Origin of the sequence: Enterobacter sp. WCHEn045836 (assembly GCF_003965585.1) — a bacterium.
Lineage (GTDB): Bacteria > Pseudomonadota > Gammaproteobacteria > Enterobacterales > Enterobacteriaceae > Enterobacter > Enterobacter dissolvens.
The window spans coordinates 60,848-81,451 of record NZ_RXPT01000022.1 but is presented as its reverse complement, the minus strand read 5'-3'; the positions used below and the strand labels follow the sequence as shown (position 1 = coordinate 81,451).

Here is a 20,604-nt window from a genome sequence, read left to right as displayed (position 1 = left end):
GCGAAGCGCGTCTTCCAGCGCGGCGATACGGGCGAGATAGTCCTGACTCATGACCTTATTTATAATGACCTTATTTATAATATGGTAATGACCTTTTTACAACATTGTCAATGAGTTAAGGCGTGTTGTTTTTGGCTGACGCCAGTCCAGCTTATCGAGGAGCATCGCAAGTTGTGTGCGGGTGATCGCGATTTTGCCGTCGCGTACAGCAGGCCAGATAAACTGGCCTTCTTCCAGGCGTTTGGTAAACAGGCACAGGCCATCAGCATCGGCCCAGAGGATTTTTACAGTATCTCCCTTGCGGCCACGGAAGATAAACAAGTGGCCGGAGAACGGGTTTTCATCAAGTGCATGCTGTACTAGCTCGCCCAGACCATTGAACGATTTACGCATATCCGTGACGCCAGCAACCAGCCAGATATGGGTGCCTGACGGGAGGGATATCATTGGCCTCTCCCGGTCAGCTCACGGAGCAGCACAGCCAACAACTCTGGAGACGGGTTCTCAAGCGTCATTTTGCCGTGACGGAACTCAACACAACAGGAGGTGGCATTCAGCGCTGAGAACTGACCCGGACCTGTGTTCGCCTCACCTGCTGGTGCCGGGTCAGGTATCACCTCGACAGGCAGCATCATCGGTGATGGAGACGATTCGACTGTTGCCGGAAGTCGACGTGATATGCGGCCTTCATCCTGCCAGAGCCGTAGCCATTTAAAGATGACGTTATCGTTAATGCCGTTTTCACGAGCAATCTGAGTAACGCAGGCACCGGGGCGGGAAGCCAGTTCGACCATACGTAGCTTGAAGTCATTCGAATAGTTTTTACGAGGTTCTTTTCGCCAGGATTGGGTTTCCATACTTAGATGTCCGTCTGTAACAGGTGGGCGTCTAAGTTACCAGCACTGGCTTAATGGCTACATACGGCGCTGGCTTTACGCTTACAGTAAACCTTCTTTTTATCAAAGAATTGCAAGGATGTGCGCAGACTGGACGACATATTTTTTATTGAGGTAAACACCCAATTCTCTCCCCTTTTTTTAAGGTAAGGTTGTTATATTTTCTCTTAACCCCTTATATGACAAGGGCTGGAGCGAAATAACTAAACAAACAACACCGTTGTTCAAAAAATCTCGTACATCGCGATACCGTGCGAGTATCCCCCCGGCGTGGAAAAATGCAGAAAAGGCCCCGTACAAACCTGCCCCGGCATATTCTCCTGAGTGATGGTTACCTGGCGGCAAAGGATATCTGGCGCTCATGCGTTATAATGCGACTTCCCTTCCCTCCCCCTTAAATGTAGACCTCTGTGACACCGTTATGTTGTATTTTCAGGGGCTAACCAGGGGGCTAAAACTTAGCGGATTGATTTAAACCCCTTTAAAATCAACACAAACAAAGAATCTGGAACAATCCTAAAAAAGAAGCCATGCCGAAGAAAAGCCTGCAATGGAATAATGTTAACTGCATTTTATAATGTACAGAAAACTGCTAAAGGGAACTCGTCATCCCGCGCTGGCGACCGCTACTCTACAGAGTTATAACCAACTTCAAATACAGCATAGCAGCTTTAATAATATAATTATCACGCGAACACACCTATTCCAGATTAATATAGAAACAGAAGAGAAAACCGCCACCTGTAAAACACCGCGACTCCCTTCACAATTAATTACTTAACAGTGACAAGCCGGCAGGAATGAATAGTACCACTCACGATAAACAATCCCGGAGTAAACAAACTTCGTTGCACTTTTCTGTGGATGACCTTTTCAGTTACGGCATGGTTAGTTAAACACCAGGTGAAAATATCGAATTCCTGTAAAAGATATCGTTACTTTGACAATACCCCGATTTCGTCTACGATTTTAATCGTAAACTTAATAATATTAAAACCATTAACAACCACCAGAGACGTCATCACTGTTTCATCAACAGCGAAGAGGTACAAGCGATGAAAGCAGAAGAATATATCATATGGTCATCGTTGCTCAATTCTTCAAAGGAATGGCATTTCAGGGTACCTTTTGCGGATATCGATACCGGAAAAGTCGTCTATCATGCCTGTTATCTGCGTTATTTCGACCAAGCTCGCACTGAGTGGTTCAGAGCGCATTATATCAGCCTGGCAAAAATGATAGAGGAGCTTGATACAGCATGGATAGTCTGCCAGACGGACATTTCCTACCATTCCCCGTCTCATTTTGACGAGACTCTCACCATCACTACCAGCCTCTCCCGGCAACAACATGCACGGTTTGTGTTCACACAAATCGTCAGCTGTGACGGTAAACCAAGAGTCTCGGCCCATATCAGTATGGCCACCGTGAGCGTCACAACGCTAAAACCTGTCAGACCTCCATCACTGCATTCAGCTATGAAATGCAATTCATCTTTCAGGTAAGCAGTATGAATAATTCTGTGGTAATTACGGGATTGGGTATGGTGACTCCCCTGGGATGTGGCTCTGACACTGTGTGGGAAAGATTGAATGCCGGAAAGTCAGGCATTACCGGGCTCACATTTCACGATGCCTCAGAAGGCGTAATTTCATATCCTGCAGGGATTGTGTCGGACAAAACGGCAGACCCGACAGCTGGGTTTGAGCCGGCTGACTTCTTTACGGAAAAAAGTCTCCAGCGTACCAATCGTTTTATACAGTTTGCTGTCGCAGCTGCAGAAGAAGCAATCCAGCAGGCAGGCTGGCTGCAGCTTACAGCAGAACAAAAAGAAAGAACTGGCGTGGTGATTGGCTCAAGTCAGGGGGGAATTCAGTCACTCCTTGATGCCGCAAGCGAGTTGTCCCTTTATGGACGGAAATCTACATCACCTTTTACCAGCCCCCTGTCGTTGCTCAGCATAGCAGCCGGTGCAGTTAGTATTCGTTTTGGTTTTATGGGACCCTCATTTGCACCATCCACAGCATGTGCAGCCAGTCTCCAGGGCATCGGCGAAGCTCTCAGTATTTTGCATAACAATGATGCAGATGTGGTAATTGCGGGCGGCAGCGAGGCAACCCTGAACCCGGTCAGTTTTGCAGGTTTTCAGGCTGCAGGAGCTCTGTCCCGTAATATTTCCCTGCCCTTCCGGAAACGTTCACGTCCTTTTGACCGGGACAGAGATGGCTTCATCCTTTCAGAAGGAGCCGCAATTATGGTTCTTGAAAAGCGGGAGCACGCCCTGAATCGCGGAGTCGTTCCACTTGCTGAAATCGGTGGTTACGGCACGTCAAGCGACTCCTTTCATATCACCTCCGGTTTGCGTGACGGGAAAGGGGTGGCAAAAGCGATGAGAAATGCGCTGCGCTCAGCCAGTATCACCCCAGATGCAGTGGGTTATCTCAGTGCCCATGCCACTTCCACACCGATCGGTGATTTGTGCGAGTATCTGGCTATTCGTGAAGTATTTGGCAGTACCTCTCATCTGAGTGTCTCTGCTATAAAAAGTGCGTTCGGCCATCTGCAGGGAGCGGCTGGTGCACTAGCCACTGCAGTGACAATACAGGCTCTTCGGGCTGGCAAACTTCCCGCAACACATAACACCAGGAATTTCAGTGACGAAATGCCCGGGCTGGATATTATTATCGGAAGTCAAAGGGTTAAATCCGTCGATTATGCGATGGTAAATGCCTTCGGGTTTGGCGGTATCAATACATCCCTTGTATTGAAGGCTTGCTGAAAACATGTAAGCAGGTGAATCCGAATATCCAGAAATATGCCGGATTGACGTTTATAACGTTGCTCATGTAAATATAGCCCGTCTGGTATTCTGCGTCATGTTCTGCCCCGGGCAAGAAGAAAAAGACAATCAGTTTAATAATCTGGTCATACTAATTGGTGTTCGATGAGATTTATTGTGGTTCGTTGATTGAGTCAGGATTATGGTCGAGAGATGCTGCGGAACGCCAGATGAGCTGTCAGGAACGTAGTGGTGCACGCGCGTCTTATATCCATAAAACGGTGTTTTTGGATGATCGCAGGCTGATGCTGCAAAGGTGGGCTGATTTCTGGATACAAATGAGGAAAAAACAGTGAGTCCGTTTGACTTCGCACAAATCTAGTCCGGATAGCGTCCCGCACCAAAACCAGTCAGGATATACCACGTTATGCGCCTCCATGTCGGAGGTGCTTAATTTTGAACTAGGATTCCATCCATCGATTGAACTCACACTCAGAAGAGGACGTCGCTGAATCGCTACGGATTTCACCGTTAGCATTTCTAAATGCGAGATTGTATTTCCTACTGGCGCGCGCACCGTAATCAGCACTGAGTCTGCGGAGACCTTAAGTTTTATATAATAGTCCTGTAAAAGATCCATACCCACAAGCGTTTAATAATGCACTGCCTTAAGCCTCTTTGTCTTCGGTACAGGATAAAGAGACTGTAATATTCTTTATGGGATTCTCAATGCGCGGTGCAATTTACTCATCATAAAAAATGCCGGTATCGAGGTCACCAAGGCACTCTATTTAACTTAAAAACCCTTTTGCTTTAAAACACTTGCAAAAGAAATCTCAGCCTTGATTACCTCCTCAATAAACTCAGCCGGTGATAATTTTTTTCCCAGAGATGCGACATAATGCAGTGCTAGTTGCCTGCTTTGGTTAACAATCAATTGTTTTTTTAACATTTCACGTTTCCACTAATAATTTACGAGCCATACAAAGCTATTCGAAAGGGAAGAGAGATATTACAACTTTACATATCAGAATGTTTTATCCCCCAGCCCGATGCACAATAAGACATTTAAAGTGTCAGATTCAATTCTATGCACATTATGATAGGGCGTATATTAAAAAAGTTTATTCAACAAACATAATGATTGCGTAAAGTAATGAAAAAATCAAACTCCTTTATGCCAGTATCAATCGTACTAATGCTTTACTCGGAAGAACACGTGTTATCGCTCGGTGTAACTCATTATACTTTCATCTTGATGATATGTGTATCCCTGTTATCAATCTGCACGCCACACTTAATCACGCATCGGCTCACCTGGACAGGCCAACACAGCCCAAGCAGCTAACCTTAAGTTAGATACCAAAATATAGCCTGAGTATTATAAAATTGTGCGGTATATACCCCCCAAAAAAGCATGCTGTTAGCATTTTATTTTAAGGGCATTTAAATTATCCGTGTGGATTTTTCGTATCTTTTTGACCAGAAACTATTTTCCAGACTCGAGATAGTTACGCCGAGCGTAGTTGAGGCATGGATAAACTCCTGATTTCCTATGTAAATACCAACGTGTCGGGACGTTTTTGTTGTCTTAAAAAAAACAAGATCTCCGAACTTAAGTTGATGCTTATTGATTGTTTTTCCAATTTTTATCTGCTCTTTAGTCGTTCTGGGTAGATAGATATCGAAGCTGCGATAAATTTTTTGAATAAGTGCAGAACAGTCGATTCCTTTTTCATCCGTACCACCAAACTGGTACCTGACTCCTTCCCATTTTGAATAGTTCTTAAGAATCATAATCTTAGCATTTATGTCGCCCTGGTTGAAATTATCCAGACCGTGTGATGAAGAGAAAGCCAGGGTTGAGTAAATTGTGAAGAAAGAAACAACAAAAATGGTTTTAAGTAACATCATGATAGATAACAATCACTCTTGCAAAGCAGGTGTTCGACTCCATTAAGGATAAAAATGAGGGCGAAATTCATACAATTAGAGATGAAATTACAACCATATTGATGTTTTTTTGTTCGCTTAAATTTTGATAAATCTATAAATATGTATATTTTTGTTTGGATCTTTATTGATTTGCAGCTAACCACTTGATCTGCCAAAGAAGTTCCAAACCATCAGGTTTCGGACGTTTTTGTAAACGTAGTGGGTAATGGTAGCCGGTCAAAATTGATCCTGAGTGGGCTGGCTTCCAAAATTTGGACTCCTAACTACAGGGGGATTCGTAAACGGGTTCTGGCTCACTCCATACACCCTCTTGCTAAACTGGTAACTGCGGCATTAGCCATTGTTATTCATGACATCCCCCCCTCCCATACAGCTCCTTTTTGTACAATACCAGGAATAATTTATGGTCGCTGTTAACGTAAAGTAAAAAGAATATGGCCTGAATCAATATTCCGTATCAGCAATCCATGCGAAGAAAACGCTAACAGACAAATGCAATTAAGCATCCTTTGCAAGATTAATCGGATAGGACATATAAAGATACTCCAGTAAAGGGACCGGACGAGAGAAAAAATACCCCTGAAAAATTTCAATACCGGTCTCCATAAGTGCAGCAAGCTGCTGCTCATCTTCAACGCCTTCGGCGATAATCTGGCAGTTGAACTTATGCCCAAGGGTAACCATATTTTTCACAAGCAGCGAAGATGCATCACTTTCAATCACGCTGGAGGTAAATATCTTATCCACCTTGATATATTCAGGATGGAATTGCCGCAGATAGCTATAGTTTGCGTGCCCGGTACCAAAATCATCCAGCGAAAACTGCACACCTAGCTGCCTCAATGTCTGTACTATAGCCGCAGTCTGCAGTGTATTGTCAATTGCCTCTCGTTCCGTAATTTCCAGCACCAGCTGCATTTTTTTCTTTTTCAGCTGCTGCAGAAAGCCCCTGCAGAGCACAACAATAGCATCATCCTGAAAATCAACAGCGCTGACGTTGAAGCATATAAACAAATCCCCTGGAAGATGATGATGGTTTTCGCTAAAGAAATTAACGACATCTTTAAAACAGATGGCAGTTATATCCTTAATCAGCCCAGTTTCTTCTGCAACTGAAATAAACTTGTCTGGCGGAATAAAACCCTGCTCAGGGTGTTCCCAGCGCACTAAAATTTCACCTCCTACAACCTGTTTATTATTACCCTTAACAATAGGCTGAATATAGGGCTTCAACTGCTTCTTATGAATAGCTTTTCTGAGCAGAAACTCCACAGTTCCACGGTAGCGAAGGTAGCTATGAAAGAAGAAAGTCAGCAGCAATGACACCAGTACAACAAAAATAAAAAGATTTCGTTCGTGGTGAAGAAAAGCCTGCAGCAAAGAATAACCCCGACGCTCAGCTATTACAGTATAGTGGAATTGCTTAGAACTCAGCTGCTGAGAAATGTTTAACTTTACTTTATCGGTCACAACATCGTTGTTGTGGAGATAGCGTTCACCAACCATAAAATAAAGAGTATCTTCACTTCCAAGAGCCCGAAGAATATTAGATAAATAATAACTATCGATACCAATCAGAGCAGTATTCCCCTGACCATCACGTAAGCTATATATAATAAGGGGCCTGCCGGGTGTCATTTGATTTCCTCCCATCAAAATGAGCGCTCTGTCAGGATAATGATCCTGATTCAGGCCAAATGACCGTCCGCCAAAAACAGAGGTGCAGTAGATTTCATTATGCTTCGCCATGTTAACGGTTCGGACATCAGGGATAGTCGCCACTATAGTACGGATACCCGTTAGCACATCCTCACTGCAGGAACGTCCCATAAACACCTCAGCTTGTTCAGCTGCAAGCTTAGCGTGCCCGAGGGTTTTATCAATGCTGTTCACCGCCTGCTCAAGTCTTAACCGGGTGCCTTCTGCTAAAGAAAACGTTAACTGCAGATAGCAGAGATAAGTCCCCAGCCCCATAATTAGCAGGAAAAAAGTAAGTACAGAGAAAAAATGATATCTTGTATTTTTATTCATTTTAGCCGCCTGTCTAACAGCAGGATACAATAAATATGGGTTAATTACAAAAGCTCCATCTCATTGGCTATCTATAGCATAGACCCGTTGCATTCATGCCGCTGTCCTCCCTGATTTGTTATCACCTGTCCATGTTCACCTTCCCGGAAAATTGTTCATACACAGCCCCCCTGAAGGCAGGATGGCTTGATGACGGAGTATAGTGCTGAATTCATTATGAAATGGATGTCATCCCTTCCCATAAGACGTGCAGTACAATTCAGCATGGATTGTCTGTCATGCGGATTTTGCTTATTATCCCCCCAACCCATTTTTTATTGAGTCCCCTAATGGAGAGAGCCTCTCATGGCTGTTGCCGTTGCTGTTCTTTTTATTGTTCTGGCCATTTACCTGCCCGGAAATGGTGGAGCCGGAGTTACTCTTCCATGGAATTTAACCTTCACGGCCTGGACAGGCATGATGCTGATAGTTTTGGCCTGCCGATATAAAAGTACATCGGCTCGGGGTGAATCTCAGCCACTGATCACTCTGGGGGGGATTCTGCTGCTGCTGCCGTGGCTGTTGCAGGCACGGGGAAATCCCGGCGTCTGGACGCTTCTGGCAGCGTTATTGCTCTGGCAATTACTGATGCGAATACCACTCACCACTGTTCGCAGACAACAGATACTCTGGGCCGTTTTTATACTGGCACTGGGTCAGGCGGGCATCGGTCTGCTGCAGACTTTCAGTCCGTCGATCGCCGCACGTCTGTATGAGTTCAACTGGCTCCGTAACCATGGTCGCCCTTACGGTATTTTCCAGCAGGTGAATCTGATGGCAAGTTTTCTTGCCATCGGTATAGCCTGTGGCTTTTTGTTATTAATGAAGTCAGGCTCTCGTGCGGCTCGACTGATTGTACCGGGACTGGGTCTGCTCGCCTTTGTGATGGCGCTGAATCAGTCCCGCGCTGGAGCAATGGGGGCTGTTATTTCCGTCATTGCTATCAGTTGGCTTGTCGGACGAAATCATCCGCTCCGGATGTGGGCAGGTGTCATGATCATGATACTGGCAGCATGTGCGGGAGTTCATATCACTCAGCACATTACGGTTCTGGTCAATGGCCAGCCATCTCTGATTGCACGCGATTACACAGGCTCTACCCGTGAGCGGCTTTATATTCTGGAAATTACTTGGAAAATGATTCAGGCACATCCCTGGACAGGGTATGGTTATGGTACATTCGAATATGCCTTCAGCCGCTATGTACTGACGCACCCTGAAACAGGTTACAGCTACTCCAGCATCGTCAACCATCCACATAATGAGCTGTTGTATGCCTGGTTCCAGGGTGGTGTCATTGCGCTGGCCGGAATGCTTGCACTGTGCGTCGGGTGGTTGGTTATACTCATCCGGGCAGCGCGGCAGTCTCACTATGATCTGGCACAGTCTTTGCTTATTCTGCCGCTACTTGTTCACATCAACCTAGAATACCCACTCTATCAGTCGTTCGTGCACTTCGGTCTGCTTCTGATACTACTTCGACTGGGAGTGGCAGATATTCCTTCCCCCGCCAGCACCGTGCAGGTATTGCCTCTCCGGCAGCGTGCAATATGTGCTTTGTGCGGCACGGCGATGTTCATTTTTAGTCTCACCGGGCTTTATGCAGGCCAGAAGTTGACTGCTCTCGAGCGCTCCGGGCTGGTGAACTTCCCTGTTCCGGCACCATGGTACTTCACCACTCAGTCAGAACGCGCACAGTTTGATGGAATGGTCGCGCTGCTAACAGACTATAACCTTACCCGCAACTCCGCGAATCTGGATGCATTTATGGTACAGGCAGAAAAATGGTCGGAGCGCTATAACGACAAAAACGTCTGGAGAAGTATGATAACGATCGCACAGCATCGCAATGAGACGGAAAAACTGGCTGAGATGAAAGAAATGTACCGTCAATTATTTCCTCAGAAAACCGAACAGCAACCCTCTATACCACCAGAGCATTAACCGGATGATATTGGTATTTCATAAATTTGCATTAACATCTTTTCAACAGTGGTGTATATTCCTGTGACTCCAGCCAGAGAGTTTGAGGCGCAATGGACTAAAGACGTACGTTAAAAGTGTCATGGACTGGGAAATATACCTTCTTAGAAGGCCAAAGTGATATTGAAATTAAATTTCCAAATAAGTGTTTCGAAAATAAATGAACGCTTTGTGATTTCAGCCCAGGCTGTGTGACCTGCTCAATCGTCCCTCCCGGATGGCTCAATGCTAAGCATAGCCCCAATCCCCGGACAAAAAGACATTTTTGAAAAACAACCTAAAAAATGGACAAAAACCTTGCATGGAAGATAGCTGTAATTCTGATCGTGACATTATCTGCAGGTTATCAGAACACTCTCATGCATCGCTCACTAGAGTAGTGTACTCCAACGGCATTTACGGTCTTTAATTCCTGGCAGTCGGACGAGGAAGGTGCCGGCCCTTTGCATATAGTCTCCTCTCCCAGAGTATGTATTAATTATTCATTTTTAAGTGCAGCTCCGCAATGTCATACATTGTAATATTGAGATCGTTATCAATAGTTTTATCAAACCCACATTAGGGAAAATGTCATGATTTTATAAAGCTAGCCCCATAAACTTGAAAATAATTGTAAGAAATATACGATTCGATTCCTTTGCATTTATCCAAGAAAGCTTTTGCTATTGACTCCGTTTAAGCATCAGCTTTTCCGGATATGTCAAACGGTCTAAAATGCATCTGGAAAGCGATGATGGTTCTCCTTGTCTCTTCATCCAGTACATGTGCCTAAGGGATATTGCTATATTAAATCAGAACGTTGCCCTATGTGTTCGGAGCTCGTCCTGCTAAATATTTCTGAACAGTTTGTTCATCGGGCCATGCACCAATGCCATGCTCAGCCAATTTGTTCCTATGGAAAAAGTCGACCGGGAATCGGATTTTCGCAAGGGCGATATGTCACTGTGACCCAAAATGTTTTCAGAGGAAATATTATTTCTTTTAATAAAATCGTTTGCAAAATTGAAAGCGTTAGAACTTGTTTTTCACTAAATAGATACCATACTTTCTCCTCCAGCATATCCTCAGTAAATCCTCTATTGACAATCTCAATACCAATCGATGTATCGTTAAAATTGTTTCGGCTCCCCCAAGAACTTACACCCGCATGCCAGGCTCTTTTTCCCTCTGAGACAAGTTGGAAAACTATTGATCCTTGATTTGTGAATTCAGGCTCTAAGGGTATTAAGTAATGTGCACCTATATTCCCTCTTATCAATAGTTCTATCGACTTAGTATCATCTACTGCGGTGTAGTGAAATACCAGATGACATATCCGGTCATCCTGGCTCACTGATATTTTTTTACATCAACATAATATAGTTGATCTGCACTACATTTTTTCTCACTCGTTGAGCAACCTGATGTAAGTAAGATTGTAAAAGGTACCAGAATTTTCCACATAACCCCCCCGTATCTGGACAGAAAATACTTCACAAGAGGAATCAATCCCTTACCCCGCCAACAGAATAAAAAATAGACCATTGGCTTATTTTTATGACGAAGATGAAAAACATCAATATGATGTAAAGACCTCCTGAAAGCTTTTAAATATTAAACAGATTCAGTTAGAAACTCCGAGAAAACATTGCAAACCGAATACTTTATTAAGAGGAAATCACTGGTCTTTTGAAAATCCCATCATCATAGAGCAAAAGATATGTATATAATTGATTGTTTCACATAAAAAATTCCGAAAGTTAAGGATTGACAATGAAACTAATTAAGACATCCAAGTTAGTAAACGGTACTATCGCGTAGGATAGGTCGGATTATAACCAAAAAAGCATGAAGGAAAATAAGATGGGTATTTTTAAGAATACTAATAAAGATTAATCATACGTAACTAAGATACGTTTGTCTTATCGCCATCATCCCTTGCCAGCCAGGCCCAAAACTCCGCATATGGTGGTACGGTAGAGCTTACCAGCTATACCGGATTGACTGGCGGGGATCTGAGTTACCGGTATTGTATCTGAGGTGAGCATATCACCTCTGTTCATGTGGCCAACCTTTAGTGTGCCCCCCTCTGACAGGCTTCATCGGATGGCGATAAAACGGCGGCTTCAGACTTGGTTGCTGGATAGTGCGTCTGAGGAAAAGGGTTATAGCAAAAACAGGAGTTTTACGCGTAATATCTCGCTTAGCCCCGCCACATTAGCGTATGCCACGCTACGCTCTATGGTTAGGGATCTAAAAAAATGAACGATCCAATCTTATAACCATTAGGCATCGTAGCATTGACAACAACGACGCACGTGTTCAGGAAACTGCGTGTCAGCATGCCGGATCCTACCACCGCGCCTCTACTGGAGTCGTCTCATCAATTCAAAGAATCGATAGCACGAGAATTGCCGAACCAGAATAATCCCCACCTTCCACCGTACCGTTTAACCCCAGCGTTGAGCTTACCTTGACCTGAACGCCACCAGAGTCTACCTTATTGAGTCTGATACCGGTATTGGCAGGTGTGTCATTGATCTTTAGCGTACTGTATATACTGCCATTTTTCGCCAATGCCAGTTGACTATTATTATTCAACCCGGTCATAGCCAGCTTCACCGATGCGGATCTGCTGCAACTCACATTGAATGAAACCTCTTTTTTATTCCCAGGTAAATCGGTCGTGCTTAGCGTTGAATGCTGAAGGAGGATTGATGACGTATTCACTGAGCAGGACAATGGCGGCGGAGTCGGTGGCCCGCTACTTGTACACCATCCCTCCAAGGAGATTGGTAAGGATGAACCGATTTGGTAACCAAACTTCGCACATGGGTAAGGCTCAGGATATCCATTAGTAGCATCGTACTTCTTTCCATCGAAACGAAAAAGAGGTGAAGACAGCCCCCCCCAAATGTCTGCGAGAGTAGGGCCGTTACTCACCGCATTTACTCTTTTATAGACACTGAAACTTGTCTCGCTGACCATCTCCCCGTAAATAATATAACAATTACTAACTTTATAACATGGATTATCATCATAAGAATTATCCATCCTGATGTCCCATACCCAATAAACGATTGGGAACTGATCGGTATTACGCTCACCGCTGCCGGCACTCGAAAAGGCTGAAGCGTACCTAGGGATCAGGAGGAGACCCGCAATAAGAAGCCAGTAAAAGCGCCTCTGGGTAGCAAACATGGTATTCATTAGCTCATGAGACCCTTGAAAAAACATTTTAATGGCGGCGCTCCCCTTACACTTCCCCACCATCAGGTTAGGTGTTACACGCCTTTTGGCTGTCGGGTATGCCCCGCGCGCACAATGACTTGGAGGCCTAGTAATGGGGAAGTCCGCGGTAGGCACACAAACATAGCTTTACTCTATCGGAAAACCAACTAAAAAAGGACGTTTTTTCAGAATATTCAATCATTTTATTTGAGGTCAGTCGCTTCCTACGTATTCTGGCGAAGTTGAGCGGCAATTCCGGAGGAACTTGAAAGCGTTATTTCCTAACGCGCCCTAACTTCTTTTTATTACACCGACCGTTCACTTTCAGTCAACCTGTGCCAGTCGTTTTCTCATTGACTCACCTTTCATTTCCAGCCAGTGGGCGTTACGCATCAGCCGGTCTAGGATGGACTCAGCCAGCGTTTTATAACCCACACAAACGTACCATTCATCCATTGGCAGCGGGCTTACCATTACCGTGGCATTTTTACCGTAACGATCGTCCATCAGCTCCAGAAGATTGTTGCGCTGTGCCAGGCGTTAGGGCTCCAGCCCCCAGTCATCCAGGATAAGCAACTATGTTTTAGACAGTTGTGCAAGCTGCTTCCTGTAGCTGCCATGCTCCCGGCTGTGCGTCAGTTCAACCAGCAACCGGCTCAGTCGCCAGTACTGCACACTGTTGCCCAGCGCACATCCCACGTAGGTTTTACCGCAGCCACAGGGGCCGGTTATCAGCAGCTTCTATCCCCTGAGCCCCCATTCGTTCTGGCTTAACTGGGAGGGCTATCCGTGAACGCTCCAGGTTCCTCGCTGGCTGGTAGTCTATATCATGGACAGAGGCCTCCAGCCTCAACCGGACCTTCTGCAACAGACGTTTCTGTTTACGCTGGCCCCTTTCGAGAGATTCATGCGTAACCAGCAGGGCCTGCCCCTCTCTCTATATTGGCCTGCCGGCAGCTGTTGTTGATGCATTCAGAAGGATACTCCCGCGTCAGACTCAACAGCCCCAGACACAGGCGATAGACCCGCTCCGGATGCACTTTTTCTGCCAGATGCTCGCGGGTCCATGTGAGAGTGTCGGGGACCACACCGGCAGCCCAATTTTTCAGCTCCTCGGGGTCCGCTGCTGGTGATAGCAGTGGCGCTCCGGCATATGCTCTGCCGTGGTACGTTAGCCGGATGAAGACGTCACGGATGACCGGCGATCATCTGCCCTTCAGGCCAGGCCTAAAGCAGGTTGTCGAAGGCATGGAGTTCCACCGTTTTACCTACATACTGATGCAGTACCGAGTAATGATGCTGCTGATATTCGCCGTGATAATCGATATTGGCCTTCGCTTTTTGGACGTGACGGTAGCGCCATGGCTGTACCGGCAACGGTCTGAGCGCCGGTTTATCCAACCTTTCGAAGGCTTCCCGGCGATTGCCGGGCAGTTTTGAAGGGACGCCCGTTGAGGTCCGTCAACAGCGTACGGATGCAGTGGTTCCGCTCTGCCAGTGAGAAGAAGACCTGATGCCGCAACCGGGTCAGAATCCAGCGTTCGACGAACTGGACGCCCGCTTCCACCTTTGGTTTGTCCCAAGGCGGGGACGGGCCGGTATCACCGTAACCTGATAGTGTTCTGCCAGCTGTTGGTAGGACGGGTTGAGATCGGGATCGTAGCGACAGGGCTTGTTGGCCCAGATTTTGAGGTTGTCCGGGACCAGGATTTCAGGGACACCGCAGAGGAACTCCAGCATCCTGACGTGGCTAAGCAGCCAGTCCGGCAGTGACCAACTGCGTATACCCGGAAGGCGCTGTGAATCAGCTCCAGCTATTCGGCGGCATTCTCACCCAGATATCCCGGGTTCGCAGGAGGCCGCAACGAATTGATGTTTAAACTCAGGAGAATAGTTAGGGCAGCCTTTAGGCCTACCGGGAGTCATATTATTCTGCATATCTGACACTTGAGTTTCCACGATTTATTTGGTGGATACCACTTTGTCGGATGCTTCAGATTATGACAAGACAGCCCACGCTGTACGCTTACGTAGCATTGTCCATTACTTCACTTGCTGGTTGAAGGGCTGTATTGCGTGAAAAGACTGGCATGAGGGTTGACGGCGCGACACAAATAAATTGAGGCAAACGACTTAAGGAACCTAGCGCGACAGCCAACAATAAGCATAGCCGACGAGTGAATTGTCTCCCCTGCTCGCACTAACCTTCGGCATTTCCGGCAGGCCACAGCGGGTGATATTCAATACGCTGTGGTGGAGGCTCTTTAGCCCCTACCACAGCCAACCAGTTCAATCGGTATTATCGTTATACCGACGCTAGGGTCTTAAACACTTCCCATACCAAGATAGCTCTTCAGCCACAATAATCCCGGTTATGTTTTCACGCACTGCATCTGTCATGTACAACAGGAGGCGTTCATTCAGAAGTATTCTGACCAGTCCCCTGAAGCAGCAGGATCAAGGGCGGATTACCATTCGAAATTCACACCGGCGGTGTAAGTCAGGTCAGAAAAATCTTCCGCATTGGTGGCAAAGCCGGTCTTGAGTGCAACATTTTCATTGAAGCGGTATCCAGAACCAACGGCAATTGCTGAATGAGATTCGTACCCGCCAAAGGCAAGAGATAGGTTCGCCTTCCCTACGCCGTACGGCTGGAATAGCCCGGAAAGCGCAGCCTGTGAGGCAAAGCCTTTCTTCATGGTATCTTCCACGCTTGATACACGATCGTTAAGTTTATGAATATCGCGTCTGAACGTATCATTTTGCAAAGACTGTCGATGGTTAATCTCTTTCTGTTTCTGATTAAGCCCTTCCTGCTTCTGATTAAGCCCTTCCTGCTTCTGATTAAACCCTTCCTGCTTCTGATTAAACCCTTCCTGCTTCTGATTAAACCCTTCCTGCTTCTGATTAAACCCTTCCTGCTTCTGATTCCAATCTTCTTGAGCGCTTTTGGCCTTAGCCAAGGCCTCGTCCACAGATATGACATTTTCCTTGATCTTATTAAAATTCTCGTTAATGCCCTCTATCTTGGCGTGTCCACTGCTACCGTCACTCTGTATCTGCGACCAGCCATTCCAGTTTATGTCTGCCTGCGCTGACAATGGCAGAGCCGCAGCGATAGATGTCATAAGGAAAATGTTTTTTGCTAACTTCATGATTCCAACTCCGGTAATGAAGGTGCCCCCATCACTCATCACTGATGTGCAGAACAATAAGTGATGATGGTGTTACGCTACTGCCCCCGGGGTTTTAAATCCGGGTACGGTTATCAGCCAGCATCGTACGCGCTCTCCAAAGACGAACGGAATAAAAAAACAAAGACACCATCAAAAATAGATTTTTATTCCAAAGACAACCACATCAATTAAAAACACATAGAAATACACCAAAATAAAAAGCGAAAAAAAACATTCCTTCCTTTAATATTATTTGAAAACCATCTCATATGAAGGCTAAAAAAACACCAGGCGGCGTAATTACTTTCACGCACGTAGAAATTGGCGGCGAAACAGTTTTTAAATGGAACGTGAGAATTACGTGCAATCACACCAATTGTAAAGCAGTTTAAAAGATAACCGGATAAGAGATCCGGCTGAAGAATGAGTAGTGAAACACAAGGTGATTACTCCTGAACTGCAGTCGCACTGCTTAGAGGAGAATATTCATGTGGGTAAAAAGATAATTACCATCCAGGGGAACAGACAAGGCCATTAATTACCAGGGCTAATAACGTAGAGTGTCTTTCCGCTGATGAAAAAAACCTCCCGACTTTAACCCTAACAAGGTAATGTTTCCCTCGAGCCTATCTGCACTTTATACCACAGCAAATGTCAGGTGGGATAAAAAAAGCCCCTTACGGGGCCAGAGTAAAATTGTACAAAACAGCCGCATGGAGGAGAACTCGTCAGCTCAGGGGTATATGCCAGTATATCGCAATACATGATGAACCGGCTTTCCCGGCGTGCAGATGACGAGAAAGAAGACAATCCCGCTCAGAAGGGATTCGGGATAATACTATCATCCCGGCTGAATTCTGAAGATGTAAATAGGTTAATTTTAGGAATAATTACCGAAAAAGTTTTCGGTGGACTGTTCGAGCGTACCCGGCCCCCAGGTCGGGACCGGTGAGCCTGTATAGTTCCTGGCGACACTTCCCCCTTGTGGGTCATTCAGAAAAGGGGAGTGCTATTATTTCACTCCGGCCTGACAGGCTGAAGTTGCAGACTGCCATTTACCAGCACTTTACTTATCAACGAGACTGACTTCCGGGGTCATGGCCATCTGTCAGCGCACCGAGGATTTGCTTGATATATACTAATCGTACTTCTGTGCTGCATTACCTCTCTGGTAACGTCGTAACCATCGGTAAGTACCACTCCCCGTCCACAGTTTCACAACAAGGCTGTCTGTGGTGTGCGGTATAGCACCTCCTTCGCTAATGCAGTTGTCAGCAAAAACTGCATTTTATGTGCTCGATCTTACCCGCGCATCAAAATAAACCCGTAGAATGTCATTCAGTTCAACTTTGGAACGAAAATAATCATGAAAGGAATGATATAAATCTGATAAGCAAAAATCTTTTATTTTCTTTTTCATCAAATGCATCTTTGTGTTCCTGCATACTACATCAGACTGACACAGCCACCGGATGCTTACGATTTCAGGGGTTACATACCCAGGCTAGGCATGACATCAGCCAGATTCTAATCACTGATATTCTGTGGTATTCTTTGTAAAAATACTCAAAGAATCATTTAGCTTTTTTGTCAGGCATGAGACCTTAAAGATCATCCCCGGAGCCCCATAAATGAGCAAACGAATCACATTGCTGGCACTGAGCGCCTTACTGTCGGGCTGCCAAACGCCTCTGGTTCACACAGAGCAGTCCCCTTCTTCTGGCCATGTAGAAGCCATTGTTCAGCCAGCATCCGGTTTTGCCTCGGTTGTTGATTTGTCCGAAATAACTTCCTGCACTAACGAACTGTCGGCACTGCAGCAGGTCAGCCCCTCGATATATCAGATACGAAATGCAGAGCTTCATAGCATCCGGATACAGGAGCAGATTTACCTTAAGGTAAGGAAAAGTATTAACGAGAACAGCATTTCGGTTATGGACGCAGCATACAAATATAAAATTTCTAAAATCTGTAGCGACATCAGAAACGATTTGACCAACGAGCTTGTCAACAAGGTAGAAAAAGCCTATCAGTACAACACCCCGGCTCCCTTCAGCGTCGATAATTAATTCTCAGCCGCGGGGTAATATCATCAGATATCCCGCGGGTGGCTTTCCTGTTTGTTCATATTTACGCTCACTGCCGCGCTGAATCATGACTTTATCATCCGGAGCTCACTCTCCCAGTCTTTTCAGCAATGCCTGCTGCCAGACATCCAGTAACGACACTTCACCTTTTAGAGGGTCGTGTGCCCGTATGGCATCTTTTGCGCAACGAACAAAATCATCGGCAGTGCGAAAACAGATGTAACCCGTATCGGGATCACTGAAGCTGGCCACCGCTCTGTCGGGATCCGGTAACGTATCCAGAAGACGTTCAGATAAAGACTGGGTACTGACAAGCAGTGGTGCCTGAAGTTCAAATTTTTCAAGAGCAAACAGGCCAACTCCCAGGGGAGACATCTTTCCGGCAGGGATGTCAATTATCACATCCGCTTCATTGCCCGCCCCTTTTTCCTGGGCACAGCAGAATGTACGCCAGTCCCGATACTTCAGTACCTGCGTTACGGGACCTGCCAGTAACAATTGTTTCGTCATGATTTGTCGCCCTCACACTGAGCGATAAAGCTCCTGATCCTGCTCCAGGTCACTTCGGATGGATCACACACTTCCAGCACACTGGCGCCAGCAGCTCTCGCTGCAGCTATGCCATGCGGATTGTCCTCAACAACGACACATTCCTGCGGCTTCAGCTCTAAACGCTGTATGGCTTTCTGATAAATTTCAGGATCCGGTTTTCCGTGAACGACATCTTCATTCGACAGGAAAAAATCCAGATGTGGCAGCAGATGAGCCCTCGTCAGCATTGTCTCAATTGTATGCCGGATAGAGTTTGAGGCCACAGCCAGCCGATACCCGCTTTCCTTCAGGCGCGCAAGTGCATATTGATGTTCAAAAACAGGCCAGCAATGCTGGTATATATACTGCTCTGTATAGCGCTGTTTCATTTCATTAATGAAAGCATGCAGGGCAACAGGCAGCCCCTCTCTCTTACTGAGAAGATGAAGTTTGTCACGGGTGGGTAATCCATCAAACTCCCCCTCATGATCGGCCCTACAAATCTCAAGACTGAAAAAACCCAGCGCCTGGTTAAGCGCAAGGTAATGCCATTCACGGGCGTCAATGAGCACGCCGTCCATATCAAAAATCACGGCACGAATTTTCACTGGTTAAATATCCTCTGGGCCTGTAGCGGATGATCTGTACATAGCATGAGTTCCGGATGATGAAGAACGGTGTCGGGCAGTGCCATAAGGGGCTCCCATAATGATGCGGGTTCCCTTCCGTGCAGCTCCGGCGACACCAGGCAAACTGACTTTCCGGCGTTCAGCCATCTATCAAGGTGACCGAGCTCTGCATAATTTTCATGGAATCCGTCAACCCACAGAACCGGGGTCGCCATACTCAGCGTCCCTTCAGCCTCATATTCACTTAACCTTGCAGCCGCGGTCACACCCGCTCTGATATAAGGCAGAGTATCCGGAACAGACATATCAAAACAGAAATAGCGGCGAATACTGCGCAATTCCAGCTGTCTTTTGATTTCCTTATACAGGCCGTCCGCTTTGATATTCAGGGCAAGCACACCAGGGCTGCCGGCACCGACATAGTCGTCAAGTACAGAGGCCAGCGTTAAATAATGCTCCTGGCGGGGGATATCGTGGCTGATAACCAGTTCTCCATGATGGTCACGTATATCCGTTTCGATTCCCAGCCCGTGCTGAAACGCGCGTGAGATAGCGTCAGCGCTATTTTTCTCCTCTGGTTTCAGCCAGTACCCGCGATGGGCAATAATTTGCATAATATTCTTCCGATTTATCTGACAAGACCTTGCATATAAGTATCCAGAGCATCCTTAATAGCGCCGTCGTAGACGAGTCGCCCTTTTTCCATGACCAGACCCCGCTCACACACCTCCATTAAATGTCCACCAACGTGGCTGACCAGAACCAGCGTGCCGCCATTGCGGCGAAACTCATGGATCTTCTCCATACAGTGAGCCTGAAACGCCACATCACCAACGGCGATGGCTTCATCAATGACCAGAATATCGCTGTCCAGATGGATTCCTACACTGAACGCCAGGCGCAATAGCATTCCGGACGAGTAGGTGCGCACAGGCCTTTCCAGGAAGTCCGCCAGTCCGGAAAACTCAACCATGCTGTCCATTCTTTCCTGCACCTTTTTCCGGGACATCCCCAGGATTGCCCCTGAAAGATAAATATTCTCACGCCCATTCAGGTCGGGGTGAAAGCCAGCCCCAACCTCCAGTAAAGAAGAAATATGTCCACTCACCGTGATCCGTCCATCTGTCGGCCGGCTTACGCGCGTCAGCAGCTTCAATACTGTCGATTTGCCTGCACCATTTCCCCCGATGATCCCGACAGACTCCCCGGGCTTGACTGAAAAGCTGACCCTGTCTACTGCCATAAAAGGGCCCACCCTTTCGTACCGTTTCCGGTTAAGAGACGTAC

16 protein-coding genes and 3 pseudogenes are annotated in these 20,604 nt (G+C 46.4%); 5 read left to right on the top strand and 14 right to left on the bottom strand.

The features are described from left to right. Positions 1-96: 96 nt before the first annotated feature. Positions 97-447, bottom strand: coding sequence for an IS66 family insertion sequence element accessory protein TnpB (gene tnpB, locus EKN38_RS22480; protein ID WP_126522803.1), 351 nt, complete (start codon positions 445-447; stop codon positions 97-99). Beyond that, the gene (gene tnpA / locus EKN38_RS22475) at positions 444-857 is read right to left on the bottom strand and encodes an IS66-like element accessory protein TnpA (protein WP_126522801.1); all 414 of its coding nucleotides are present in this window, start codon (positions 855-857) and stop codon (positions 444-446) included. Before tnpA ends, tnpB begins: the two co-directional genes overlap by 4 nt. Before the next feature lie 1,094 nt (positions 858-1,951). On the opposite strand from tnpA, the gene EKN38_RS22470 reads away from it, so the two are divergent. The 3 genes and pseudogenes from EKN38_RS22470 to EKN38_RS26095 all read left to right on the top strand — a co-directional run. Next, positions 1,952-2,401, top strand: coding sequence for a YbgC/FadM family acyl-CoA thioesterase (locus tag EKN38_RS22470; RefSeq protein ID WP_126522799.1), 450 nt, complete (start codon positions 1,952-1,954; stop codon positions 2,399-2,401). Between the two features lie 5 nt (positions 2,402-2,406). Next, entirely contained in the window at positions 2,407-3,675 is a 1,269-nt protein-coding gene (locus EKN38_RS22465; protein WP_126522797.1) for a beta-ketoacyl-[acyl-carrier-protein] synthase family protein, read from the top strand. Positions 3,676-3,851: 176 nt separating this feature from the next. Further along, positions 3,852-4,057: pseudogene (locus EKN38_RS26095) on the top strand (integrase); the annotation flags it as partial. Between the two features lie 414 nt (positions 4,058-4,471). Here the strand turns inward: EKN38_RS26095 and EKN38_RS25835 are convergent. The 3 genes from EKN38_RS25835 to EKN38_RS22450 form a co-directional block, all read right to left on the bottom strand. Continuing rightward, positions 4,472-4,627, bottom strand: a complete 156-nt coding sequence (locus EKN38_RS25835; protein ID WP_185812859.1) for a hypothetical protein — start codon at positions 4,625-4,627, stop codon at positions 4,472-4,474. A 494-nt stretch (positions 4,628-5,121) separates the two neighbouring features. After that, on the bottom strand, positions 5,122-5,589 hold the full coding sequence (locus EKN38_RS22455; RefSeq protein ID WP_126522792.1) for an NlpC/P60 family protein: 468 nt from the start codon (positions 5,587-5,589) through the stop codon (positions 5,122-5,124). A gap of 540 nt (positions 5,590-6,129) precedes the next feature. Then, complete coding sequence (locus EKN38_RS22450) at positions 6,130-7,662, bottom strand: EAL domain-containing protein (protein WP_126522789.1); 1,533 nt, start codon at positions 7,660-7,662, stop codon at positions 6,130-6,132. 345 nt (positions 7,663-8,007) lie between these two features. Between EKN38_RS22450 and EKN38_RS22445 the strand changes: the two genes are divergently transcribed. Continuing rightward, positions 8,008-9,645 (top strand): O-antigen ligase, encoded by a 1,638-nt coding sequence (locus EKN38_RS22445; protein ID WP_126522786.1) that lies wholly within the window; start codon positions 8,008-8,010, stop codon positions 9,643-9,645. A 931-nt stretch (positions 9,646-10,576) separates the two neighbouring features. On the opposite strand, the gene EKN38_RS26090 is transcribed toward EKN38_RS22445, so the two are convergent. The 5 genes and pseudogenes from EKN38_RS26090 to EKN38_RS25830 all read right to left on the bottom strand — a co-directional run bounded on the left by EKN38_RS26090 (position 10,577) and on the right by EKN38_RS25830 (position 16,049). Continuing rightward, positions 10,577-11,017 (bottom strand): N-acetylmuramoyl-L-alanine amidase, encoded by a 441-nt coding sequence (locus tag EKN38_RS26090; RefSeq protein WP_260480575.1) that lies wholly within the window; start codon positions 11,015-11,017, stop codon positions 10,577-10,579. Between the two features lie 1,034 nt (positions 11,018-12,051). Further along, positions 12,052-12,873 carry a hypothetical protein gene (locus EKN38_RS22435; protein WP_126522783.1) on the bottom strand — a complete coding sequence of 274 codons (822 nt, stop codon included), beginning with the start codon at positions 12,871-12,873 and terminating at the stop codon, positions 12,052-12,054. A gap of 345 nt (positions 12,874-13,218) precedes the next feature. Then, positions 13,219-13,593 (bottom strand): annotated as a pseudogene (locus EKN38_RS26190) (ATP-binding protein). A gap of 236 nt (positions 13,594-13,829) precedes the next feature. Beyond that, a pseudogene (locus EKN38_RS26085) lies at positions 13,830-14,673 on the bottom strand (Mu transposase domain-containing protein); the annotation flags it as partial. 689 nt (positions 14,674-15,362) lie between these two features. Beyond that, complete coding sequence (locus tag EKN38_RS25830) at positions 15,363-16,049, bottom strand: YadA C-terminal domain-containing protein (RefSeq protein WP_221760825.1); 687 nt, start codon at positions 16,047-16,049, stop codon at positions 15,363-15,365. Between the two features lie 1,652 nt (positions 16,050-17,701). Here EKN38_RS25830 and EKN38_RS22410 point away from each other — a divergent pair. After that, entirely contained in the window at positions 17,702-18,139 is a 438-nt protein-coding gene (locus tag EKN38_RS22410; RefSeq protein ID WP_126522777.1) for a hypothetical protein, read from the top strand. A 105-nt stretch (positions 18,140-18,244) separates the two neighbouring features. Here the strand turns inward: EKN38_RS22410 and EKN38_RS22405 are convergent, their stop codons facing one another. From EKN38_RS22405 to EKN38_RS22390, 4 genes are read right to left on the bottom strand one after another with little or no spacing between them, the layout of a single operon-like run. Continuing rightward, positions 18,245-18,667, bottom strand: coding sequence for a hypothetical protein (locus tag EKN38_RS22405; protein ID WP_126522775.1), 423 nt, complete (start codon positions 18,665-18,667; stop codon positions 18,245-18,247). Then, a complete protein-coding gene (locus EKN38_RS22400) occupies positions 18,664-19,296 on the bottom strand; it encodes an HAD family phosphatase (protein ID WP_126522772.1) in 633 nt (210 codons plus the stop codon). The genes EKN38_RS22405 and EKN38_RS22400 overlap by 4 nt, the downstream gene beginning before the upstream one ends. Then, on the bottom strand, positions 19,293-19,931 hold the full coding sequence (locus EKN38_RS22395) for a hypothetical protein (RefSeq protein ID WP_126522769.1): 639 nt from the start codon (positions 19,929-19,931) through the stop codon (positions 19,293-19,295). The genes EKN38_RS22400 and EKN38_RS22395 overlap by 4 nt, the downstream gene beginning before the upstream one ends. 14 nt (positions 19,932-19,945) lie before the next feature. Next, positions 19,946-20,560, bottom strand: coding sequence for an ABC transporter ATP-binding protein (locus EKN38_RS22390; protein WP_260480574.1), 615 nt, complete (start codon positions 20,558-20,560; stop codon positions 19,946-19,948). Positions 20,561-20,604 lie beyond the last annotated feature (44 nt).